Source organism: Paraburkholderia sp. Ac-20336 (genome assembly GCF_017105025.1).
Taxonomy (GTDB): domain Bacteria; phylum Pseudomonadota; class Gammaproteobacteria; order Burkholderiales; family Burkholderiaceae; genus Paraburkholderia.
Genome location: NZ_JAAGPS010000015.1, coordinates 1 through 23848 on the forward strand (window position 1 = coordinate 1; position 23848 = coordinate 23848).

Annotated in this window: 20 protein-coding genes and 2 tRNA genes; 5 read left to right on the forward strand and 17 right to left on the reverse strand. The window is 64.0% G+C overall.

Features of this window, described 5'->3' with window-relative positions; translation table 11 throughout:
• Positions 1–44: 44 nt before the first annotated feature.
• The 13 genes from GXB81_RS08140 to def form a co-directional block, all read right to left on the reverse strand.
• Entirely contained in the window at positions 45–827 is a 783-nt protein-coding gene (locus tag GXB81_RS08140; RefSeq protein ID WP_167042127.1) for an aldolase/citrate lyase family protein, read from the reverse strand.
• A 212-nt stretch (positions 828–1039) separates the two neighbouring features.
• A complete protein-coding gene (queD, locus tag GXB81_RS08145; protein WP_167042125.1) occupies positions 1040–1498 on the reverse strand; it encodes a 6-carboxytetrahydropterin synthase QueD in 459 nt (152 codons plus the stop codon).
• A 6-nt stretch (positions 1499–1504) separates the two neighbouring features.
• Positions 1505–2137 (reverse strand): 7-carboxy-7-deazaguanine synthase, encoded by a 633-nt coding sequence (gene queE / locus GXB81_RS08150; protein WP_167042124.1) that lies wholly within the window; start codon positions 2135–2137, stop codon positions 1505–1507.
• A gap of 85 nt (positions 2138–2222) precedes the next feature.
• A complete protein-coding gene (gene queC / locus GXB81_RS08155; RefSeq protein WP_167042122.1) occupies positions 2223–2954 on the reverse strand; it encodes a 7-cyano-7-deazaguanine synthase QueC in 732 nt (243 codons plus the stop codon).
• 427 nt (positions 2955–3381) lie between these two features.
• Positions 3382–3457: transfer RNA gene (locus GXB81_RS08160), tRNA-Phe, on the reverse strand.
• A 94-nt stretch (positions 3458–3551) separates the two neighbouring features.
• Positions 3552–4238, reverse strand: a complete 687-nt coding sequence (esaR, locus tag GXB81_RS08165; RefSeq protein ID WP_167042120.1) for a response regulator transcription factor EsaR — start codon at positions 4236–4238, stop codon at positions 3552–3554.
• Entirely contained in the window at positions 4239–6665 is a 2427-nt protein-coding gene (locus GXB81_RS08170) for a PAS domain-containing sensor histidine kinase (RefSeq protein ID WP_167042118.1), read from the reverse strand.
• A complete protein-coding gene (locus GXB81_RS08175; protein ID WP_167042116.1) occupies positions 6655–7254 on the reverse strand; it encodes a DUF4390 domain-containing protein in 600 nt (199 codons plus the stop codon). Before GXB81_RS08175 ends, GXB81_RS08170 begins: the two co-directional genes overlap by 11 nt.
• Entirely contained in the window at positions 7251–8690 is a 1440-nt protein-coding gene (gene rsmB, locus GXB81_RS08180) for a 16S rRNA (cytosine(967)-C(5))-methyltransferase RsmB (RefSeq protein WP_205988806.1), read from the reverse strand. Before rsmB ends, GXB81_RS08175 begins: the two co-directional genes overlap by 4 nt.
• Positions 8691–8898: 208 nt before the next feature.
• Positions 8899–9756, reverse strand: coding sequence for a zinc metalloprotease HtpX (htpX, locus tag GXB81_RS08185; RefSeq protein ID WP_167042112.1), 858 nt, complete (start codon positions 9754–9756; stop codon positions 8899–8901).
• A 105-nt stretch (positions 9757–9861) separates the two neighbouring features.
• Entirely contained in the window at positions 9862–10503 is a 642-nt protein-coding gene (locus GXB81_RS08190; RefSeq protein ID WP_167284507.1) for a LysE family translocator, read from the reverse strand.
• 112 nt (positions 10504–10615) lie between these two features.
• Positions 10616–11617 carry a methionyl-tRNA formyltransferase gene (fmt, locus tag GXB81_RS08195; protein ID WP_205988807.1) on the reverse strand — a complete coding sequence of 334 codons (1002 nt, stop codon included), beginning with the start codon at positions 11615–11617 and terminating at the stop codon, positions 10616–10618.
• Positions 11618–11645: 28 nt separating this feature from the next.
• Entirely contained in the window at positions 11646–12149 is a 504-nt protein-coding gene (gene def, locus GXB81_RS08200; RefSeq protein ID WP_167042106.1) for a peptide deformylase, read from the reverse strand.
• A 253-nt stretch (positions 12150–12402) separates the two neighbouring features.
• Here def and dprA point away from each other — a divergent pair, with 253 nt between their 5' ends.
• The 3 genes from dprA (at position 12403) to GXB81_RS08215 (ending at position 17213) form a co-directional block, all read left to right on the forward strand.
• Positions 12403–13767 (forward strand): DNA-processing protein DprA, encoded by a 1365-nt coding sequence (gene dprA, locus GXB81_RS08205; RefSeq protein ID WP_205988808.1) that lies wholly within the window; start codon positions 12403–12405, stop codon positions 13765–13767.
• A gap of 101 nt (positions 13768–13868) precedes the next feature.
• Positions 13869–14246, forward strand: coding sequence for a thioredoxin family protein (locus tag GXB81_RS08210; RefSeq protein WP_167042102.1), 378 nt, complete (start codon positions 13869–13871; stop codon positions 14244–14246).
• Positions 14247–14543: 297 nt separating this feature from the next.
• On the forward strand, positions 14544–17213 hold the full coding sequence (locus GXB81_RS08215) for a DNA topoisomerase III (RefSeq protein WP_205988810.1): 2670 nt from the start codon (positions 14544–14546) through the stop codon (positions 17211–17213).
• 156 nt (positions 17214–17369) lie between these two features.
• On the opposite strand, the gene GXB81_RS08220 is transcribed toward GXB81_RS08215, so the two are convergent.
• Together GXB81_RS08220 and GXB81_RS08225 are read right to left on the reverse strand one after the other, a co-directional pair.
• Positions 17370–18470 carry a LysR family transcriptional regulator gene (locus GXB81_RS08220; protein WP_167042098.1) on the reverse strand — a complete coding sequence of 367 codons (1101 nt, stop codon included), beginning with the start codon at positions 18468–18470 and terminating at the stop codon, positions 17370–17372.
• Positions 18471–18811: 341 nt separating this feature from the next.
• Positions 18812–20668 carry a phosphoenolpyruvate carboxykinase (GTP) gene (locus tag GXB81_RS08225; RefSeq protein ID WP_167284503.1) on the reverse strand — a complete coding sequence of 619 codons (1857 nt, stop codon included), beginning with the start codon at positions 20666–20668 and terminating at the stop codon, positions 18812–18814.
• Between the two features lie 384 nt (positions 20669–21052).
• Here GXB81_RS08225 and GXB81_RS08230 point away from each other — a divergent pair, with 384 nt between their 5' ends.
• Positions 21053–22066 (forward strand): D-2-hydroxyacid dehydrogenase family protein, encoded by a 1014-nt coding sequence (locus GXB81_RS08230; protein WP_167284502.1) that lies wholly within the window; start codon positions 21053–21055, stop codon positions 22064–22066.
• A gap of 110 nt (positions 22067–22176) precedes the next feature.
• Here GXB81_RS08230 and GXB81_RS08235 read toward each other — a convergent pair whose 3' ends face one another.
• A complete protein-coding gene (locus GXB81_RS08235) occupies positions 22177–23055 on the reverse strand; it encodes a patatin-like phospholipase family protein (protein WP_205988812.1) in 879 nt (292 codons plus the stop codon).
• A 78-nt stretch (positions 23056–23133) separates the two neighbouring features.
• A complete protein-coding gene (locus tag GXB81_RS08240) occupies positions 23134–23538 on the reverse strand; it encodes a PaaI family thioesterase (protein WP_205988813.1) in 405 nt (134 codons plus the stop codon).
• Positions 23539–23741: 203 nt separating this feature from the next.
• Between GXB81_RS08240 and GXB81_RS08245 the strand changes: the two genes are divergently transcribed.
• Positions 23742–23817 (forward strand) — tRNA-Lys (locus GXB81_RS08245).
• The last annotated feature ends 31 nt before the right edge of the window (positions 23818–23848 follow it).

The following is a 23848-nucleotide window of genomic DNA, read 5'->3' on the forward strand; positions in this document are numbered from 1 at the left end:
TGCCCGCACGCCGGCGCGCCACGCGACGCCTTGCACTCCGCCGTTCATGACCTCACCTCCTGCAATGCCTGACGGGTCGCGCGCAACATCCAGATGACGTCGGCGGCCAGCGCGATGAAGCGGAACCCCGCCTCGCGATACTGCCGCGCGCTCGCCACATCCATCGCGAAAATGCCCGCGATGATGCCGGCCTTGTCCGCGGCGCTGACGATGCGCGTCATCGCCGCCAGCACGTCGGCGTGCTTCGCGTCGCCTAGATGGCCGAGGCTCGCGGCCAGATCGGCCGGCCCAACGAACACGCAGTCGACGCCCGGCGTCGCCGCGATCTTCTCGACTTCCCGCAGGCCGCGCGCCGACTCGATCTGCACGATCGTCGCGATCTGCGCGTTGGCCGTTTGCACGTAGTCGCGCCGCATGCCGTAGCCGGCCGCGCGCACGACGCCCGCGACGCCGCGCTCGCCGTCCAGCGCCCCGGCGGTCGGATATTGGGTGAGCCGCACGGCGCGTGCCGCATCGTCGGCGGATTCGATATTCGGGAACATCAGCGTGCGCGCGCCAGCGTCGAGCACGCGCTTGACGAGCCACGGCTCGCTGGCAGGCACGCGCACCACGGGCTCGCTCGGCAGGTGCGCCGCAGCGATCGCGCGCAATTGCGACTCGACGCCGCCGCTATCGTTCGGCGCATGCTCCATGTCGATCAGCAGCCAGTCGAAGCCGGCATGAGCGAGCGCCTCGGCCGCTGCATCGCTGCCAAGCGACAGCCACAGCCCGAACAGCGACGCGGGTTCCTTCAGACGTTGCTTGAGGGGATTGGTGAAGGTGCTCATCGGCTGGCCTCGCGCAGTTTCGTGACCGGAAGAGTGTCCGGAAGCGGAGTCAGATATGAGGTCAGGCAGAAACCGGGGCGCTGACGGCCCCGATGCCTGCTGCAACGCAATGCGATGACCGGCATGTCTCGCTCCGTGTGCTTGCCGGAACGATCATACCGTGACAATAACGCGAGGGTTCGCTCGCGCGGCGGGGGGAATGAGCAGCGGGGCTAGTCGCGCGCCTGGCCGCGGACCACGTCGGCCCAGCAGTTCGGCGTCTCGTACAGACGCACCTTGTGCAGACGCAGATTCACGCCGTAGTGCGCGTCATAGACGTTAGCGAGTATCTCGAACGCGATCGCGGCGAGGTTCTCGACGGTCGGAATGCGATCGAGCACGACGGTCTTGTGCCCCGCCATGGTTTCGAGAAAGCCGCGCACCTGCGTGTCGCCGGCATAGACCAGAAACGCGTGGTCCCACTTGTCGACCAGATGCTCGTTGGCGAGCGACTTCACGTCGGCGAAGTCCATCACCATGCCGCGATCGGGCGCGCCTTCGGTATCGACCAGGTCGCCTTGCAGCGTGATTTCGAGCACGTAGCGATGGCCGTGCAGATTACGGCACTGGCTGCGGTGATCGGGGATGCGGTGGCCCGCGTCGAATTCGAGTTTTCGGGTAATCGTCAGCACGGCAAATCAGGGAATGTTCAGATACTTGTGGGTCTGCATCGACAGGCGCCACTGCGGATGGCGCTTGCACCAGTCGATCGCGAGCTTCGTGTTGATGTCGCGCGAGGGGCCGTCCATCGGCTGGACGAGGAAATACTCGAAGTCGAGCTTCGCGTAGTCGGCAAGGCGCTGGTTGTCCTGCGGGATCACGACCTTCAGCTCGTTGCCTTTGGTCACGACGAGCGGCGCGTCGGCCTTCGGGCTCACGCAGATCCAGTCGATCGTTTCGAGCACGGGCAGCGAGCCGTTGGTCTCGATCGCGATCTCGAAGCCGGCCGCATGCAGCGCGTCGACGAGCGGCTGGTCCAGTTGCAGCATCGGCTCGCCGCCGGTGCAGACCACGAAACGCTCGCCCTCGCCTTGCGGCCATTGCGACGCGATCATCGCGACCAGTTCTTCAGGCGTGCGGTACTTGCCGCCGTTCTCGCCGTCGGTGCCGACGAAATCGGTATCGCAGAAACGGCACACGGCTTCCGCGCGATCCTCTTCGCGGCCCGACCACAGATTGCAGCCCGCGAAGCGGCAGAACACGGCCGGACGCCCGGCATTCGCGCCCTCGCCCTGCAACGTGTAGAAGATTTCCTTGACCGCGTAAGTCATACTGCTATCTGCCCTGTATTCCTGAAGATAATGGCGCGTGATTTGCGCCGCTCGCTGCCCGATGGATGTACCGCCTTGTCGGCGCTCAGACCGGCTCGGTGACTTTTTCACCCGCGAGGTAGGCCTCGTAACCGCGCTTGCGCAGGCGGCATGCCGGGCATTCGCCGCAGCCGAAGCCCCACGCATGCAATTCCGAGCGTTCGCCGACATAGCAGGTGTGCGTCTCGACGCGCACCAGTTCGACCAGTTCGTCGCCGCCGAGCTCGTGCGCGAGGCGCCATGTGTCGGCCTTGTCGAGCCACATGAGCGGCGTTTCGAGCGCAAAGCGCGTGTCCATGCCGAGATTGAGCGCGACCTGCAGCGCCTTCATCGTATCGTCGCGGCAATCGGGATAGCCCGAGAAGTCCGTTTCGCACATGCCGCCGACCAGCACCTGCAAGCCACGCCGATAAGCAATGGCCGCCGCGATCGTCATGAACATCAGATTGCGGCCCGGCACGAACGTGTTCGGCAAACCGTTGGCCGTGGCCTCGATTTCGATCTCGCGCGTCATCGCGGTGTCGCTGATCGCGCCGAGCAGCGACAGATCGATCATGTGGTCGTCGCCGAGACGATCGGCCCATGCCGGAAACGCGCGCGTGACGGCCTGACGGAACCCCTCGCGACATTCGAGTTCGACGCGATGCCGCTGACCATAATCGAAACCGAGCGTTTCCACCGTGTCGTAACGATCGAGCGCCCACGCGAGACAGGTGGCGGAATCCTGGCCGCCGGAAAACAACACGAGCGCGCTACGCTTAGCGTCTTTGCGGATCACCGTGAAACTCCGTGAATGAGAGTGCCAAGTCGCGCTGCGCGAGGTGCGTCATGCAAGCGACGCGGCGCGACATGTACCGGCACCGCTGCCGGCCAAAGCAGTATAGGTCGCGCGTTGCACGTGAACGTGACTGGGCGCTTATACCGTTGATCGCGTCGATCGTCGGGCGACGGGTTCGCCGCAGGTCGCGCCCGCGGGTCGTGCATAACGCACGGCACTCACGTGTTGCACTGATTCAGCCGCTGCACTGATGCGCGAGTGAAGCAACACGTTCGCATGCAAGTCCTTGAACTGGCGCGATTTTATCACGCGACGTTGAACGCTGCCCTCGACCTGACTCGCGAGCCAGCCGCAGAAACGCAAAGAAACGGATACCACCTGAAACGGAAAAGCCCCAGGAATCTTGCGATTTCCTGGGGCTAAATCCTGGTGGCCTGGGGCGGAATCGAACCACCGACACGCGGATTTTCAATCCGCTGCTCTACCAACTGAGCTACCGGGCCAACGAAGAACGAAACTATATCAAGCGATCCGTAGTTCAGCAAGCCCTTTCATAAAAAATTTTGTCGACCGGCCTTTGCGTGCAATACGTGGCACTCATTCGCCCTTGTTCTTGCCGAGATCGACGCCGAGTTGCTTGAGCTTGCGATAAAGATGCGTGCGTTCGAGGCCGGTCTTCTCCGCGACACGCGTCATGCTGCCGTTCTCGCGCGCGAGGTGATATTCGAAGTAAGCGCGCTCGAAGGCATCGCGTGCATCGCGCAGCGGAATGTCGAACGAGATCGATGCCGTTTGCGCAGTGAGCGCGCCGCCGCCGATGCCGTCGGCCGAGAGTATCGGCAAGGCGGCCGCCGATGCGACCGCCGACGCGCTCACCGGCATCGCCGGCTTCGCGGCCGCGCCTCCCTGCGCCGGCGCATTGCCGCGCGCGAGACCTTGCTCGACCGCCTTCAGCAGCTTCTGCAACGCAATCGGTTTCTCGAGAAAATTGAGCGCGCCGATCTTCGTCGCTTCGACCGCAGTATCGATAGTCGCGTGGCCGGACATCATGATGACCGGCATGGTCAACTGACCTTGCGCGGCCCATTCCTTGAGCAACGTCACGCCGTCGGTGTCGGGCATCCAGATGTCGAGCAGCACGAGGTCCGGCGCCTGACGCAAGCGGAACTCGCGCGCCTCCTGCGCATTTTCAGCGGCCTCCACGACGTGTCCCTCGTCGCTCAGGATCTCCGAGAGCAATTCCCGGATGCCCATTTCATCATCTACCACCAGGATGGTTGCCATTTACGCTGCCCTTGTCTGCACTGTTGCTTTTGTCGTTCCCTGCGACGTACCGCCATGCACCGGATGCGCGCCTGCGCCATGCGCACCGGGTGCCGCCGTGTCGTCCGCCAGTTGAAGGAAGAGGATCGAAATCTGCGCGCCTTCGATCACGTCGCCGGCCTTCATGCGATTGCGAATGTCGATGCGCGCGCCATGTTCGTCGACGATCTTCTTGACCATCGCAAGACCCAGGCCCGTGCCCTTGGCCTTGGTGGTCACGTAAGGCTCGAACGCGCGCGTGAGAATACGCGCGGGAAAGCCCGGTCCGTTATCCGACACTGTCAGACGTACCGCGACGCGTACTTTGCCTTCCGCATCGGGGTCTCCGTATTCTACTGTCCTCGTCTCGAGCAAAACACGCGGATGCTCGACCTCGGCGACCGCATCCTGCGCGTTCTGCAACAGGTTGTGAATCACCTGGCGCAACTGCGTCGCGTCGCCGCGAATCGCGGGCAACGCGGCGAGCTCGACCTGGATCGCGCCCTTGCCTTCCTCGATACCGTACAGCGTGAGCACTTCGCTGACGAGATCATTCAGTTGCAGATGCGCGAGCACGGCCGGTGGCGTGCGCGCGTAGTCGCGGAAATTGTCGACCATCTGCTTCATCGCGGCGACCTGATTGACGATCGTGGTCGCGCCGCGCTTCAACACGTCCGCATCGGATGGCGCGAGCTTGTCGGCGAGCTTCATCTGCAAGCGCTCGGCGGAAAGCTGGATCGGCGTGAGCGGGTTCTTGATCTCGTGCGCGAGACGCCGCGCGACTTCGCCCCAGGCAATCGAACGCTGCGCGGAGATCACGTCGGAGATGTCGTCGAACACGATCACGTAGCCCGAGGTCTGCATGTCGTCTGTATCGCGCTCGGTGGCCGAGACGAGACGCGCGCCGCGCACGAGCAGCGTGAGCGGTTCGGTTTCGCCCGGCACCTGCACCGAGAACTGCTGCTGCCAGTGTCCGCCGTCGTCGCGGCCGTCGCCGCTCGCCGCTTCGCGGTCGGCAAAGGCCTTGCGCACCATCGCGCCGAATTCGCTGAGCACACCGATCTGATCGAGCGACGAACCGAGCACGGTCTGGAACGGCTGACGGAAAATCCGCTCGGCACCGCGATTCGCGGTGGTGATCCTGAACTGCCGGTCGAACACGAACACGCCCGCGGTCAGATTCGCGAGAATGCTTTCGAGATACGCCTTCGAATGCTCGAGCGCGATGCGGTTGTTCTCGACCGCCGCCCGCGCTTCGGACAACTGCCGCGTCATCGCATTGAACGACTGCGTGAGGAAGCCGAGTTCGTCGCGTGACTTGATCTCGCGCTTCGGCGTGTAGTCGCCCTCGGTAATTTCCTTGGTGCCCTGTGCGAGCAGGAACAACGGCCGCGCGAGCTGATTGCCGAGCGCGAGCGCGAGCATCATCGCGATGAAGGTCGCGAGAAACAGCGACAGCGTCAGCGTGCCGATATACATCTTGCGCAGGCCAGTACGGCCGAGCGCCTTCTCCTGATACTCGCGATAGGCGCGCTGCACCGAATCGGCATTGCGCGCGAGCGTGGTCGAGACCGGCTGCGTCAGTTGCAGGAAGCGTTCGGCTGGCTGCAGGAGCGACGCGTTCGAATCGGGAATGCGCTGCACGACGCGCAAACGCAGCGCGCCCTTGCCGCCGTGCGCATGCGGATCGCCGTCCACTTCGCCTTCGATCGCCGCATAGCCGCGACCGCGCGCCTGGTCGATCATCAACGGGGTCGGCAGATCGCTCGGCAGCAGCATCGCGTAGTTGCCGGACGCCTGCGCGACCACGTGCATGTCCGGCGTCGCGCCCGACATGCTGCGGGTCGGCTCGACGATCGTCGCGTCCTGCACGCCGAACTGATCGCGCAAACGCAGCAACGTCAGCGTGGTGCCGGCGGCATCGGCGCTGGCCAGTTGCTCGGACATCAGACGCGCCTTCGTCTGCAGATCGGACAGCGACGCGTCGAGCATGCCGCGCCCGAGATTGAGGCCGGCCGAGAGCGCGGTTTCGACGTTCACGTCGAACCACGATTCGATGCTGCGCGAGACGAACTGATACGACACGATGTAGATGATGCCGCCCGGCACGACGCCGACCAGCGCCATGAAGAACGCCAGCTTCGCGAGCAGCCGCGTGCCGAATTTGCCCGTTCGCAATCGCACGATGATGATGACGACGAGCGCCGCCACCACCAGCAGAAAGATCATCGCGACCGCGACGTTGGCCGCGTAGAGCCACTGGTAGTAGCGGTCGAAGAATTCGGTATTCGCGCTCGCGGCGGCCAGCAGCACGAGCAGCAGCACGGCCGTGACCGCGACCGTCGACACCAGCACGCGCACGACGATGCTGCTGACACTGGTAGGAGATGAGCGCACTTTATTTAGCACGTTCTGTCGCCGTGAAAGTGAAACGCTTCCAGTCGGAGGCGAGGTTCCAGTCGCGGTTGTTCACCGCGTCGATCTGGAACGGCTTGGGCATCAGTGCGATGTCGAGCTGCATGCGCACCGACGCGGTATAGGTTTCGTCGGCATGCACCTGGTTGCGGTCGATCACGTGCCACGACGTGATGTGCTTGATGACCGCGAGCGCATCCTTGAGCGAGGAAAAGCCGAGCTGCAACCCGCCCGACGATACACTCGACACGCGATACTCGCGCGTGAGCGGCTGGAACGACAGGCGCAGGCTCTGCGATACGCTCACTGGCTGCTCGTCGAACCAGTACCAGCGCGGCCGGCTCAGTTCGAAATCGGTCGTGAAATAAAGCGGAATGCCCTTGTTGACCGCGTCTTCGAGATTGCTGTTCAGCTCGAAGTCGAAGTGCGCGTCGAGACTCCAGCCGCCATTGTCGGCCTGCAGCGACGCCCGCTGCACCGCGATCGAATCAGCGTGCGCCGCGCCCGGCGCTGCCAGCCATACGGCCAGCGCGATCCAGAACACGGCAGCGAGCCGAAGCGGGAAGAAGCGTTTGATGGTCACCGTTTCTGAAAGCGCGCGTAGAAAAATCCGTCGTGGTCTGAGTTCGCGCCGGCGCTGTCTTCAGCAGGCTGTCCGGCATGAGAACCGGCCGATGAGTCGGCGGGCGCGCGGGCCACTGAGGGTAAAAGCTGCCCCGGCGCGTCCAATCGTACCGCATCCTGATGCTGGTTTCCAAACCACTGTGCCTGCAACTCGCCTTCTTCGGGGAAGATCGAACACGTAACGTAGAGCAACTCGCCGCCTGGTTTCACGAGCGGCCAGAGCGCGCCGAGAATGCGGCGCTGCTCGGCGGCGAGCGCGGCGATGTCGGATTCGCGACGCAGCCAGCGGATGTCCGGATGACGCCGCACGATGCCCGAGGCCGAGCACGGCACGTCGGCGAGGATGCGGTCGAACGGCTGGTCGAGGTCGTCGTGCCATTGCGCGGGGTTGCCCGCGTCGCCGATGCGCACTTCTGCTTCGAGCTTCAGCCGCCGCAGGTTTTCGCCGATGCGGCGCGCGCGCGACGCGTCGCTTTCGAGCGCAACGAGTTGCAGCCTGGCGAGTTCGAGCAGATGGCCGGTCTTGCCGCCGGGCGCCGCGCAGGCGTCGAGCACGCGCATACCGTCGCGCGCGCCGAGCAGTTGCGCGGCGAGTTGCGCGCCGGCATCCTGCACCGACACGGTACCTTCGCCGAAGCCGGGAATGCGCTCGACGGGCATCGGCGTGTCGAGCCGAACTGCATGCTCGCCCACCTTGCGCGCGGCGATGTGATCACGCTGCAGCACTTGCAGGTACGCGTCGACGGTCGAATGGCGCGCGTTCACGCGCAACGTGAGCGGACCGTGCGTATTGCCGGCCGCCAGCACGGACTGCCATGCGCCGGGCCACGCGCGCTTCACGGCGTCGATCCACCAGGCCGGATAGTTCCAGCGCGCCACTTCGTCGGCTTGGATGGCGGCGAGAAACGTCTCGCGTTCGCGCAGGAAACTGCGCAGCACCGCGTTGACGAGCCCCTTCGCGAAGACGAATTCGCGACGCGCGCCGATCGCGCTCACCGCCTGGTCGACCACCGTGAACGGCGTGTAGGCGGCGCTCGCTTCGTCGTCGACGAGCAGCGCGAAAGCGCAGGCGAGTATATGGGCGACATGCGGCGCCGGCGCTTTCTTGACGAGCTTCGCGATCAGCCACTCGGCGCTCGCGAGGCGCCGCATCGTGCGGTAGGCGATGTCCTGCACCGCGCCGCGTGCCGCCGCGGCGCTGCCTTCAGGCACGGACACGAGAACGGCTTGCAGCGCCGCGGGCAGGGCCGCGCCGAGACGCACGGCACCGACAGCCTGAGCCGCGCAGTCGAGCGCGAATCCGAGCGATTCGGGCGACAGATGCAGCGCCGACAAACGGGATTCGCGCGAACGCGCCAGCGAAGAAGCAGAACGCGAAGAAGGCTTTGATGTCATGAAGGGAGCAAAGGCGAGCCGCACGGTGCGCGCGGCGCAGTCAGCGCACATTGTAGCGTGGCGCCAGGCGGGGACCGCCGTGGGGGCGGACGATGGCGGCCGGGCAATCGCACAATGGCGGGGAAGGGAGCAAAAAAAGCGGGCCTCGCGGGCCCGCTTTGCGGTATTTCACGCTTCACGCTTACGCGCCGACCAATCCCCCTGCGACTCAGTCGAAGCGCCCCGTGCGCGCCATTTCGGTCAAACGCGCGATGCGCTCTTCGGTAGCCGGGTGCGTGGAGAACAGATTCGCGATGCCGCCGCCCGACAGCGGGTTCATGATCATCATCTGTGCCGTGGCCGGATGGGCTTCGGCAGTCGGAAACGGAATGCCGCTCGCGTAGCGGTGAATCTTGTCGAGCGCCGAAGCAAGCGCCTGCGGGTCGCCCGAAATCTGCGCGCCGCCACGGTCGGCTTCGAATTCACGGGCACGCGAAATCGCCATCTGGATCAGCGCGCCGGCAATCGGCGCAAGCAGCGCAACCGCGATGCCAGCGATCGGGTTCGCGGGACGGCCGTTTTCATCGCGACCGCCGAAGAACATCGCGAAATTCGCCAATGCGGAAATCGCACCGGCCATCGTTGCCGAGACCGTCGAGATCAGGATGTCGCGGTGCTTCACGTGCGCGAGTTCGTGCGCCATCACGCCGCGCATTTCACGCTCCGACAGCACGCGCAGAATGCCCGTAGTGGCCGCGACCGCCGCGTTCTCCGGATTGCGGCCGGTGGCAAACGCGTTCGGCGCGTCTTCGTTGATCAGATACACGCGCGGCATCGGCAGGTTCGCGCGCGTGGCAAGCTCGCGCACCATGCGATAAAACTGCGGCGCGCTGTTTTCGTCGACTTCCTGCGCGTTGTACATGCGCAGGACCATCTTGTCCGAAAACCAGTACGAGAAGAAATTCATCCCGAGGGCGATCACGAGCGCGAGCATCATGCCGCGCGAACCGCCGATCATTCCGCCGATCACGATGAAAAGGGCCGTGATGGCGGCCATCAGCATCGCGGTTTTAACCCAATTGAACATGTCTGCAACTCCTTGCCCTAAGCGTGGGCTTCGTCTCCAGACCGCGCGATTGCGGCGCCGGATTGTAAGCTGAATGTTAGATATGGGCGGCGCAGGAAAATTCAATCATCGTGAGGTGGTCGCGAGCTTGATGCCAAGGCCGACGAACGCGCTGCCGACCCCACGATCGAGCCAGCGCTTCACCGCCGGCTTGCCGGAGAAGCGCTGCGTCACGCTGCCGGCGATCCACGCGACAAAGCTGTTCCAGATCATGCTCATGACGACGAACACCGCGCCGAGCGCGAGGAACGCGAACGTCTTGTGCTCGCTGCCCGTCGCCACGAATTGCGGGAAAAACGACACGAAGAACAGCACGACCTTCGGATTCAGCACGTTGGTCCAGAAGCCTTGCAGGAACAATTGGCGCAGCGACTTCGGCGCGGACGGCGAGCGCGTGTCGTTGACAGGCGCATCCGGCGCCGGTTTCGCGAAAATCAGGCGCGCACCGAGATAAATCAGGTAGATGGCGCCGATGAATTTGACGACGGTGAACGCCGTGGCCGACGCGGCAAGCAACGCGGTCAAGCCAAACGCGCACGCCAGCGAATGAATGCAGCAGCCGGCCGAAATGCCGAGCGCCGACATCAGACCCGCGCCGCGGCCCTGCGCGACGCTGCGCCCGACGATATAAGCCGTATCCGGCCCCGGCGTGACATTCAGAAGAAAAACCGCGACGACGAAAAACTCGAAATGGACGATGCCGAACATAGGAAACCTCGAAATTTTGCCTGCTGCATGGAGGATTCTAACGCGCGGCAGGCTCGCGGCGGCGCCCCTGAACATCCGCCGAACGGACGATGTTCAGGTCATGCGAAGGCAGCTATTCTGCCTGTGGAAGTTGAAAGCGCTGTCCCGTAGCGAGTGCCGAACCGGCCAGGAATTCGCGCACCGGCAGGCGCTTGCCGCCGGGTTTCTGCAATTGCGTGAGACGCAGCACGCCTTCGCCGCACGCGACCACCACGCCCTCGGGCGAGACGTCGACGATAACGCCCGGCGCCTTGCCGTTTTTGCCGCCCTCGGCCTCGGCCGGCTCGGCAACCGCGGCCCAGATCTTGACGACGCTGCCGTCTTCGAGCGTACCCGCGCCGCCGGGAAAGGGATCGAACGCGCGTACCTGGCGCGCGAGCGCTTGAGCCGGGCGGCGCCAGTCGAGCGCCGCTTCATGCTTGGCGATTTTTTCGGCATAGGTTACGCCGTCCGCCGGTTGCGGCGTCGAGGCGAGCTTGCCGCCGCGCTCGAGTTCGATCAGCGCTTTGACGATCAGCTTCGCGCCATCTTCCGCGAGACGGTCGTGCAGGGTGGCCGTGGTGTCGTCGGCGGTAATGGCTGTGCGCGTTTCGGAGATCATCGCGCCGGTGTCGAGGCCGACGTCCATCTGCATCAGCGTGATGCCGGTCTGTGCGTCGCCCGCTTCGATCGCGCGGTGAATCGGCGCCGCGCCGCGCCAGCGCGGCAACAGCGACGCGTGAATGTTGATGCAGCCGAAGCGCGGAATCTCGAGCACTTCCTGCGGCAGGATCAGACCGTACGCGGCGACCACCATCACGTCGTGCGGCGTGGCGCGCAACTGGTCGATCGCGGCGGCGGCTTCCTGCAGATATTTGCCGGCGCGGCGCAGCGAGGTGGGCTGCGCCACGGCCAGCCCGTGCTCCTGCGCGTAGCGCTTGACCGGGCTCGCCTGCAATTTCATGCCGCGTCCGGCAGGCCGGTCGGGCTGCGTCAGCACGAGCGGCACCGGAAACCCGGCGCGATGGATCGCGGCCAGCGCGGCCGCGGCGAATTCCGGCGTACCGGCAAAGATGACGCGCAACGAATGACTCATGGATGGACGTGGGCGAAGTGAAAGCGCGTTACATCGCGTGGGCGAGCTTCTTCATCTTGCTCTTGATGCGCGTCTGCTTCAGCGACGACAGGTATTCGACGAACACGCGGCCCATCAGGTGATCCATTTCATGCTGGATGCAAACGGCCAGCAGCCCCTCGCAATCGAGCTCGAAGGTCTCGCCCTTCTCGTTCAGCGCGCGCACGCGCACTTTCTCGGCGCGCTCGACGTTGTCGTAAATGCCCGGCACGGACAGGCAGCCCTCTTCCGAGAGCTTCCGCTCATCGCTCGACCAGACGATTTCCGGGTTGATGAACGCGAGCAGTTCGTCGTGCGTTTCCGAGACGTCGATCACGATCACGCGTTCGTGCACGTCCACCTGGGTGGCGGCGAGCCCGACGCCGGGTGCGGCATACATGGTTTCGGCCATGTCCGCGACGAGACGGCGAATGCGCTCGTTGACTTCCGCGACCGGCTTCGCAACCTTGTGCAGCCGTTTGTCCGGGTAATTGAGGATGTTCAGTAAAGCCATGATTTCGAGTGTGATTTCAGACGCCGCCAACCATTGGGACGCCCGCATTGGCCATTCGGCCAGGTTGTGAGCCCGTCGCAATACGCAGAGGATGATGGTGTCGAACCGGCTCGATTCAACACGCCCCGTGCGCCGGACGACGAACCCGCGCGGGTGGGCGCGGCGCCGCGATTATTCGCGGTTTATTTCGGATGATGAAAATTTTAGCATGGCGCCCGCCTACCCGCAGGCCCAGCGAAAGGAACGCCCCTGCATGCACACTTTGTCCGCCAGCCGTATGGAACTTGCCGCGTGGCTGCGGCTATCGCTCGCGCCGGGGTTGAAGCCCGACGCTTTGCGCCTCATGCTGGGCGCTTTCGGGCTGCCTGAAGCGATTTTCGCCCAGTCGCCGGAAGCGCTCGCCGAAGTCGCCGGTGAAGCCGCGGCGCGTGCCGTGCTGGCGCCGCCGGCACCGGCCTTCGAGGCGCAACTCGACGCACTGCTCGCATGGCGTGAGTCGCCCGGCAATCAGATCGTGACACTCGACGACCCCGCCTATCCGCCCGCGCTGCTGACGATGCCCGATCCGCCGCCGCTGCTATATATAAAGGGCCGGCTCGATCTGCTGCATACGAGAGCGGTGGCGCTGGTGGGTAGCCGCAGCGCGACGCCGCAGGGTGTCGAAGATGCGCAGCGGTTCGCGCGCGAACTCTCGGCGGCGGGCGTGACCGTCGTGTCGGGACTCGCGCTCGGCATCGATGGCGCCGCGCATCGGGGCGGCCTCGAAGGCATCGGCGGAACGGTCGCGGTGATCGGCACCGGAGCGGACCTCGTGTATCCGGCCGCACACCATGCGCTCGCGCGCCAGATTGCGGTGCAGGGCGTGATCGTTTCGGAATGGCCGCTCGGCACGCCGGCGCGCGCCGCTAACTTTCCGCAACGCAATCGCCTGATCGCGGGGCTCGTCAGCGGGGTCGTGATCGTCGAGGCGGCGATGCGCTCCGGTTCGTTGATCACCGCGCGGCTCGCCAATGAAATGGGACGCGACATCTTCGCGTTGCCCGGATCGATTCACGCGCCGCTGTCGCGCGGCTGTCACCGGATCATCAAGCAGGGCGCGAGGCTGGTCGAAACGCCGGACGAAGTGCTGGAGGAACTGGGGTTTGTCCGGCGCCCGGAAGTGCGGGCTGGCCGGCCAGCGAGGCAAACCGTTTCGCTCGACCGCGATGCCGGTTCGTGCGTTTCATCAGCGCCGGAGTCTGCTTACGCAGGCGAACGCGATAGTCGGCGCGCGCTCGCAACGACGCAAGGCCATGCGGCGGCGACGATATCCGCTGAGACAGCCTCTGCCGTCAAACTCCCGCTGGAATCCGTAACGGCCAAACCGGCGGGCACGACCGCATCCGCCACGGTCGCCTTTGCGAACCCGCTTGCGCCCGCTCCCTCGCCGAAGCCGCTCGCCCCCGAAGCCCAACGCCTGCTCGCCGCGCTCGGCCATGCGCCGACCACGCTTGAAATTCTTGCCGCCCGCACCGAGATGGGGGACGCCGCCTTGCAAACCACCCTGCTGCAACTCGAACTCGCCGGCGAGGTAACGCTGCTGCCCGGCGGCCGCTTCATGCGTGCCCATCGTGGCTGACCCGCAACAGGCCTTGCGCCGAGCGGCGCGGCCCACCCTTTGGGAGCGGCCATGCTACATTCGCGCCAAAGCACCCGATCTAACGCCAAGGAAACCACCTCATGCCCGCGCTGAACCTCGACACCGACCAGGACCGGATTGCCGAGCGCGTCAACGAACCCGACACGCTGTTCGTTGCCTGCCTCTGCGCGGAGTGGTGCGGAACGTGTCGCGAGTACCGGGACGCTTTCAACCAGTTGGCCGAGCGGCACCCGGAAGTCTGTTTCGCCTGGATCGACATCGAAACCCATGCGGATCGCTTCGACGATCTGGACGTCGAAAATTTTCCGACCATTCTGATCGAAGACTCGGTTACGACGCGCTTCTTCGGTACGGTTTTGCCGCAGGTATCGATCGTCGAGCGGATGCTGTCGGACCTGACGGCGCTGCCCGGCGTGACCGGCGCCCCCAAGCTGCGGCCCGCGCTGGCAGTCGCCTGAGCAGTTTTGCGCCGCGCGACAGGGCGGCGCAAAGGCCGCCAAAACCGATGGCGCGGGCGTTGCGCCGCGCCGCCGACGCGCCGCAGCCGCAGTGAACACCCGGCGTTCGCCGCGGCTTGCCCAATCGCAAGGCGCGCAATTATGATGGCGCGCTTTCATGGCACTTGACACGCCGGGTTCGCGCCTTGTGCTATAAAGCGGTCGTTAATGGGTCGCAAAAGGGCACAGACGAGCGTCGCGCGCTAATTTGGCGCGCTCAAGGCCACCAACCCGGATCTACCAACCTCACATCGAGTCATGTCCAAAGCACTGATCATCGCCGAAAAACCTTCTGTCGCGAACGACATCGCGCGCGCTTTGGGCGGCTTTACCAAGCATGACGAGTACTACGAAAGCGACGACTACGTCCTTTCCTCGGCAGTGGGCCACCTGCTGGAAATCGCCGCGCCCGACGAATACGAGGTCAAGCGCGGCAAGTGGAGTTTCGCCAATCTGCCCGTCATTCCCCCGCATTTCGATCTGAATCCGATCGCAAAAAGCGAATCGCGCCTGAAGGTGCTGACCAAGCTGATGAAGCGCAAGGACGTCGACCGTCTGATCAACGCATGCGACGCGGGGCGCGAGGGCGAGCTGATTTTCCGCCTGATCGCGCAACACGCGAAAGCCAGGCAGCCGGTGCAACGGCTGTGGCTGCAATCGATGACGGCCGGCTCGATTCGCGACGGCTTCGCGCGTCTGCGCAGCGACGAAGAGATGCAGCCGCTCGCCGACGCCGCGCGTTGCCGCTCGGAGGCGGACTGGCTCGTCGGCATCAACGGCACGCGCGCGATGACCGCGTTCAACAGCAAGGGCGGCGGCTTCTTCCTGACCACGGTCGGGCGCGTGCAGACGCCGACGCTGTCGATCGTGGTCGAGCGCGAAGAGAAGATTCGCCGCTTCGTGCCACGCGATTACTGGGAAGTGAAGGCGGAGTTCGTCTGCGCGGCCGGCTTCTACGAAGGCCGCTGGTTCGATCCGAAATTCAAGCGCGACGAATTCGACCCCGAAAAGCGCGATTCGCGCCTCTGGGCGCTACCCGCGGCCGAGACGATCGTCGCAGCCTGTCGCGGCCAGCTCGGCACGGTGACCGAGGAGTCGAAGCCGTCCACCCAGCTCTCGCCCGCCCTCTTCGACCTGACCAGCCTGCAGCGCGAAGCCAACGGCCGTTTCGGCTTTTCGGCAAAGAACACGCTGGGGCTCGCTCAGGCGCTGTACGAAAAGCACAAGGTGCTGACCTACCCGCGAACCGACGCGCGCGCGCTGCCGGAAGACTATCTGGATACGGTCAAGCAGACGCTCGGCATGCTCAAGGAGAGCAACAACTACCTGCCGTTCGCAAAACAGGTGCTCGACAAGGGCTGGGTGAAGCCGAACAAGCGCATCTTCGACAACTCGAAGATCAGCGATCACTTCGCCATCATCCCGACGCTGCAGGCACCGAAGAACCTGTCCGAACCGGAGCAGAAGCTCTACGACCTCGTCGTGAAGCGCTTCCTCTCCGTGTTCTTCCCGGCCGCCGAGTATCGGGTCACGACGCGTATCACCGAAGTGGTCGGTCATCATTTCAAGACCGAAGGCAAGGTGCTCGTCGAGCCGGGCTGGCTGCAAATCTACGGCCGTGAAACCAGCGGCGACGACGCGAACCTCGTGCCGGTGCAAAAGGACGAGAAGGTCAAGACCGACAAGATCGCCGCGCAGCAACTGGTCACGAAGCCGCCCGCGCGCTACAACGAAGCGACGCTGCTGTCTGCGATGGAAGGCGCGGGCAAGCTCGTCGAAGACGACGAACTGCGCGAAGCGATGGCGGCCAAGGGTCTCGGCACGCCGGCGACGCGCGCGGCGATCATCGAAGGTCTGCTGACCGAGAAATACCTGATCCGCGAAGGCCGCGATCTGATTCCGGCCGCCAAGGCCTTCCAGCTGATGACGCTGCTGCGTGGCCTCGGTGTGAAGGAACTGACCGCGCCGGAACTGACCGGCGAATGGGAATACAAGCTCTCGCAAATGGAGCGCGGCAACCTGCCGCGCGACGCGTTCATGCAGGAAATCGCGCGCATGACGCAAACTATCGTCAAGCGGGCGAAGGAATACGATTCCGACACGATCCCGGGTGATTACGCGACGTTGCAGACACCTTGCCCGAATTGCGGCGGCCTGGTGAAGGAAAACTACCGGCGTTTCGCGTGCTCGAAGTGCGAGTTCTCGATCTCGAAGATTCCGGGTGGGCGCCAGTTCGAAATCGCGGAAGTCGAGGAGTTGCTGCAGAACAAGACGATCGGGCCGCTGTCGGGTTTCCGCAGCAAGATGGGCCGGCCGTTCTCGGCAATCCTGAAACTGACGCTCGACGACGAGATCAAGAACTACAAGCTCGAATTCGACTTCGGCCAGGATGCGGCCGGCGAAGACGGCGAACCGCCTGACTTCTCCGATCAGCAGCCGGTGGGCGCGTGTCCGAAGTGCAGCGGGCGCGTGTTCGAACACGGTATGAGCTACGTCTGCGAGAACTCGGTCGCCAATCCGAAAACGTGCGATTTCCGCTCCGGCAAGGTCATCCTGCAACAGGAAATTGCCCGCGAGCAGATGGCCAAGCTCCTCGAAGAAGGTCGCACGGACCTGCTGACGAACTTCAAGTCGTCGCGTACGGGCCGTAACTTCAAGGCGTTCCTCGTCAAGCAGAGCGACGGCAAGATCGGCTTCGAATTCGAGAAGAAGGAACCGGCTGCAGGGAAAACCGCGGCGGCCAAGACCACGGCGGCCAGGTCGGCGGCGAAAGCGGCACCGGAAGCGGACGAAGGCGATACGGCCGTGGTCGTGAAGGCAGAGCCGGCGGCGAAGAAGGTGGCGGCCAGAAAGACTCCGGCCACCAGGACCGCGGCGGCAAAGAAAGCGCCGGCAAAGAAGGCCGCAGCGCGGAAAACCGGCTCGTAAGGCAGGCCCAGCCTGGCTGGCAGGTGTCATTCGCAGCAGGATGGCGCATCGCTTGCCAGCATCGGCTTCATCCGCCGCCGTCGATAAAAAAAGGCGCAGTCACGTAAAGTGACTGCGCCTTTTTAATGCGCGGCCCGCGTTGCCGCTAACTTCTGCTTACAGCGGCGACAATGCCGTCGGCCGGGCTCGGCTGGTCGTCTTCGTCAGCGTTTTTGCCACCGGCGACAACTCGCTATCGAGCAGCCGCGAAAGCGGCTCGGCACCATCAAATGCTTCCGGTGCGCGAGGCTCGGTGGAATCGAACATTGCCGATGTCGCAGGCTGCTCCTGGCCATCCTTGATCCACTGCTCGCCGAGCACGCTATTCGGCGTCTGGCTGAAATGCTCGACCAGATGGTCGATGAACGTACGCACCTTGGCCGGCAAATGGCGGCGGCTCGGATACGCAATGTTGATTTCGACCTGCGGCAGGCGGTAGTCGCCGAGCAGACGCACGAGCCTGCCGCGCGTCATGTCGCGGCCGATCAGATAGCTCGGCAGAATCGCGATGCCCATGCCGAGCAGCGCAAACTGCCGCAGCATTTCCGTGTTGTTCGCGACGATCACGTTGGACGGGCGCACGCGGACCTCACCGTCCGGTCCGGTAAACACGCGTTCGTCGCCCCAATATTCGGACGGCAAGCTCAGGCACGGATGCTCGAGCAGATGCTCGGGCCGCGTCGGCATGCCGTGCTTCTCCAGATAGGCCGGCGTCGCGCAGACGGTCATACAGCCCGTGGTGAGGCGCCGCGTGACGATGCTCGCGCTGCGCATCTGCCGCGCGATCACGACGCCGACGTCGAAGCCTTCTTCGACGAGATCGACCTGACGGTCGACCAGCGTGACATCGGGAATCACTTTCGGGTAGCGCTCCGCGTACGTTTGCAGCACGGGCGCGAGGTTATGCAGCCCGAACACGACCGGTGCGACGATGCGTAGCGTGCCAACGGGTTCGTGATTGCGCGCCACCACCATCTGTTCGACGTCTTCCAGTTCGTCGAGGATCTGACGGGCGCGCTCGAGATAGACCTGACCGGATTCGGTCAGCGACAAGCTGCGGGTTGTGCGATTGAGCAGCCGTGTACCGAGCCGGCCTTCGAGGTCGGCAACGTGACGGGTGGCGACCGCGTTGGAAATATCCATTGCGCTCGCAGCGCGGGCAAAACTGCCGAGATCCGCCACCTTGACGAAAACTCGCATCGACTGCAAATGGTCCATAAGACAACTCCTACCGTGTTACTGCTTCCTGACAATTAGTGAAAACCAGTGAAGCGAACTTGGAATTCTCCTACGACTCGCAAATTCGTGCAGAAGTTGCTGTCGGAACTCGAAATATTGTCAATTTTGGTACGACCATACCCTCTAAAGCAGGGCTCGGTCGCAAACTATTCTGAAAATTGAAACAATCTGCTGCGCCGCAGCTTGCACTGTCTTTTTTGTTCGAACAGACGCAAAGGTCATCCCGGCATTGCTGAATTCGAAAATATGGAGATAAGGGCGCCCCAAAAAAGAAAAGCCGCCCGAAGGCGGCCTTCCATGCGAAGTGAACACTCACATGATCAGGTGGTGAGCTTTTCTTCGAGTGCGCGCTTGGCTTCCGCCAGAGCCGGCGGCAGACCTTGCTGCAGCGTGTCAAAGAGCTCGGCGTGCAGTGCGAGTTCGTCGCGCCAGGCTGCGTCGTCGACGGAAATCACCTGTTCGAACTGTTCGCGGCTGAAGTTCAGACCGCTCCAGTCGATGTCCTCGTAGTGCGGCGACACGCCGAACGCGTGCTCCTCACCCTGCGCCGTGCCTTCGATGCGGCCGACCATCCAGCTCAGCACGCGCATGTTCTCGCCGAAGCCCGGCCAGACGAACTTGCCGTCCGCACCTTTGCGGAACCAGTTCACGCAGAAGATTTTCGGCAGCTTCGCGCTCAACTGCTGCAAACGCTCGCCGGTCTTCAGCCAGTGACCGAAATAGTCGCTCATGTTGTAGCCGCAGAACGGCAGCATCGCGAACGGATCGCGCCGCACCACGCCCTGCTGGCCGGCCGCGGCGGCGGTCGTTTCGGAGCCCATCGTCGCCGCCATGTAGACGCCCTCGACCCAGTTGCGCGCTTCGGTGACGAGCGGCACGGTGGTCGAACGGCGGCCGCCGAAGATGAACGCGTCGATCGCGACGCCGGCCGGGTTTTCCCAATCGGCATCGATCGACGGACACTGCGATGCCGGCGCCGTGAAGCGCGCGTTCGGATGCGCGGCCTTGCGGCCGGTTTCCTTCGCCTCGGCCGGCGTCCAGTCCTTGCCCTGCCAGTCGATCAGATGCGCGGGAGGCTCGTCGGTCATGCCTTCCCACCAGACGTCGCCGTCGTCGGTCAGCGCGACGTTCGTGAAGATCACGTTTTCCTTCAGCGTGGCGAGCGCGTTGTAGTTGGTCTTCTCGCTCGTGCCCGGCGCCACGCCGAAGTAGCCGGCTTCCGGGTTGATCGCGTAGAGACGGCCGTCCTTACCCGGCTTGATCCAGGCAATATCGTCGCCGATCGTGGAGATTTTCCAGCCGTTCAGGCCAGCCGGCGGAATCAGCATCGCGAAGTTGGTCTTGCCGCACGCCGACGGGAACGCCGCTGCGACGTGATGCTTGCGCCCTTCCGGCGACGTCACGCCGAGAATCAACATGTGTTCCGCGAGCCAGCCCTCGTCGCGGCCCATCGTCGACGCGATGCGCAGCGCGAAGCACTTCTTGCCGAGCAGCGCGTTGCCGCCGTAGCCCGAACCGAAACTCCAGATTTCGCGCGATTCGGGGAAATGCACGATGTACTTGGTCTTGTTGCACGGCCACGGCACGTCCTGCCCGCCCGTCGCGAGCGGCGCGCCGACCGAATGCACGCACGGCACGAACTCGCCGTCCTCGCCGAGCACGTCGTACACCTTGCGGCCCATACGCGTCATGATGCGCATGTTGGTCACGACATATGGGCTGTCGCTCAGTTCGACGCCGATGTGGGCGATCGGCGAGCCGAGCGGGCCCATCGAGAACGGCACTACGTACATCGTGCGGCCGCGCATCGAGCCGTCGAACAGGCCATCGAGCGTCGAGCGCATCTCGGCCGGGGCGATCCAGTTGTTGGTGGGGCCGGCGTCTTCGGCGCGCTGCGAGCAGATGAAGGTGCGATCCTCGACGCGCGCGACGTCGGACGGATCGGAGCACGCCAGATAGGAATTGGGACGTTTGGCGGGATTGAGCTTCCTGAGGGTGCCGGCTTCGACCATCTGCGCGCACAGCCGGTCATATTCTTCCTGCGAGCCATCGCACCAGACGATCTTCTCGGGCTTGGTCAGCGCGGCGATCCGCTGAACCCAGTCGATCAGCTTGCGGTGCTTGACCCATGTGGGTGCCTCGATAGTGGGCAGCCCTTCGAACGAGGGATGATTCATCGACCTGTCTCCGTTTTGAAAGCAATAGAAAAACGGTACAAGCCCGGCGACGCTGCATGCGAGAGGCATTTAATTCATCGTGCCGGTGTGTATCGATTGCACTCCCGGCGCAAGATTGCGCAGATCGTCCTGGGCCACACAGCTTGCCAGGCGGAGACACCTTGCCGACAAGGCTTCTGCAACCTTGTGTAAAGCGGCTTGCCTCAACACGCAACAAACTGTAAAAACGTTCTCAATTCGCCTTCGCGTAGCGTAGCCGTTCTTTTCGCGGCAATTTCTACGGTAAGGCATCCAGCCAGACCGGCATGTGACCTAACTCACACGCTGGGACAGTCAGCATAACACTCCATTCGCACCAACGAGGTGCGCAGCAAATTACATACCATGAAGATTGCCATCCTCGACGACTATCAGGACGCCGTCCGCAAGCTCGACTGCTTTCAATTGCTGGCCGATCACGAAGTCAAAGTTTTCAACAACACGGTACGCGGTCTCGGTCAGCTGGCGAGCCGGCTCACCGAAGTCGACGCGCTCGTCCTGATTCGCGAACGCACCCGCATCACCTCGCAACTGCTCGACAAATTGCCGCGTTTGCGCATGATCAGCCAAACCGGCAAGGTAGCGGGCCACATCGACCTCGCGGCCTGTACCGAGCGCGGCATCGCCGTACTCGAGGGCAGCGGCTCGCCGTACGCGCCGGCCGAACTGACGTGGGCACTCATCATGGCCGCCCAGCGCCGTATTCCGCAATACGTAGCAAACCTTAAGCAGGGCGCCTGGCAGCAGTCGGGGCTGAAGACGTCCGCGCTGCCGCCGAACTTCGGTCTCGGTCAGGTGCTGCGCGGGCAGACGCTCGGCATCTGGGGCTACGGCAAGATCGGCCGGCTGGTCGCCGGTTACGGCAAGGCATTCGGCATGAACGTGCTGGTCTGGGGCCGCGATCATTCGCGCGAAGCCGCGCGCGCCGACGGCTACGGCGTCGCCGAAAACCGCGAGGCGCTGTTCGAGAATAGCGACGTGCTGTCACTGCATCTGCGCCTGCACGACGACACGCGCGGCATCGTCAAGCAGGACGACCTGATGCGCATGAAGCCGACCGCGCTGCTCGTCAACACGAGCCGGGCCGAACTGCTCGAGGAAAACGCGCTCCTGAGCGCGCTGTCGCACAACCGTCCGGGCATGGTCGCGATCGACGTGTACGAAAGCGAGCCGATCCTGCAGGGCTACAGCCTGCTGCGCATGGAAAACGTGATCTGCACGCCGCACATCGGGTATGTGGAGCGCGAGAGCTACGAGCTGTATTTCGGCGCCGCGTTCAAGAACATTCTCGCGTTCGATTCCGGCGATACCGCGAACGTGGCGAATCCTGAAGCGCTGCAGGGCGGGCGTCGACGGTAAGCGAGGCAGGTAGCCGTATAAGTGCGGACGCCGGGCCACGGCTCGGCGTCCGGCTCATGCGCCGCGCGCGGCCGGAAGCGCGCGACTTGCGGGCGCGGCGCCCGCCTCGCTCAGCGCGCTTCGTGCGCCCCCGCTTCCATCAAGGCAGGCACGCGTTCGAGAAAGACCTCGCCATCGGCTCGCCCGAGGTTGTACGCGTGGACCATCTGCGAAGGACTCGTGTAATCCCAGCTCGAAATCGGCACCTTGCGCGACGGCTGCACATAGAGCCGCTGCTGCACGCCATGCGGCACGACGAACATCTGCGGCCGCGGATAAAGACGCGTGACCATCACGAGCACGTTGCCCGGCACATCGGCGTCGAGCGCGCCGACCGGCACGTTGTCGACCATGCCGCCGTCCAGCACCGGCCGGCCGTTGCGGCGCAGAACCGGCGTGAACGGCGGCGTACTCGATGATTGCAGGATCAGATCCGCGAGATCCTCGACGCTCGCGCAATCCTGCGCGCGCACGAATTCCGGATGAAAGCCGAGCGTCTGTCCCAACGTGGGATGCAAGGTCTTGCGCACGTATTTCTCGATGTTGTACGCGATCAGCCCCGCGGCGACCGCGCTCCTCGCGCCGAGCCAGCGCGGCAGATGCGACACGCCGATGCGAATCTCCGGCGCATGCGCGAGCTTCGAAAATTTTTCGCCGCAGATATCGAGCAGCGCCTGGCGGTAGATGCGGTAATGCGGAAACACCGACTCGCCGCGCAGCAGATTGCCCCAGTGCGCATTGCGCGTGTTGTGGCGCAGCGCCTCTTCGTAATAGCGCATGACCCACTCGGAATCGTCGCGCGTGTAAAGCATGCAGGCGGTGGCGGCGCCGGCCGAAATGCCGGCGATCACGCGCGGACGAATGTCGAACTGCGGCTGCACGACATCCCAGAAACCCGCCTGCCACCAGCAGCGGTTGCCGCCGCCGGCGAATACGACCTGATCGAACATCCTGCTTTTCCTTGCTGTTTCTGCTATTTCTGCTGCCCGTTTATGTATGGCGAGGAGTGACGCGCTTCGTCCGGGCTTTCAGTCGAGCAACGCGTAAGTCGTGGTCGCGTGGACGGCCATATTGCCGCTTTCGTCGAACAGCTCGACTTCGCCGAACACGAGATTGCGGCCCATGCGGAGCACGCGCGCCTCGACCAGCACGTCGCCTTTGCGAACCGCGCGCATGAAGCTGATGTTCAGCGACACCGTGGTCATCGGCCTGAAGCCGCCGAGCGCGGCGGTAATCGCGACGATCATCGCGGTATCGGCGGCTGCCATGAACACCTGGCCGCTGATAATGCCGCCCGAGTGGCGCCATTCACCGGAAAACGGCAGACGCAGCGTCGCACTTTCCTCGTCGGCCTTGACTGGCGTCAGCGTCAGCGCGCGGACCCACGGCGCGAGGACCCGGTCGAGCAGCTCGGCAATCTCTTTCTCATTCATGGCAATCCCCGGTCGAAAGCCGCACGACGCATCGCGCGGCGAGGTGTCCGCGACATGATACCGGGACGACCCGACGCCACGATGTTTTCAAGGCAGCGGCTTTGTCGAGGGAAGACTCCAGCCCACGCGATGTGATTTCTTAATAAATTTGCGAAAAGGGCTTGGCAATCTCAAAAAGTTACTGCATAATCTCGCTTCTGTTGGGGGCGTTAGCTCAGTTGGTAGAGCAGCGGACTCTTAATCCGTAGGTCGAGTGTTCGAGTCACTCACGCCCCACCAAGAATTACGAAGCCCGGTCAGCGAAAGCTGA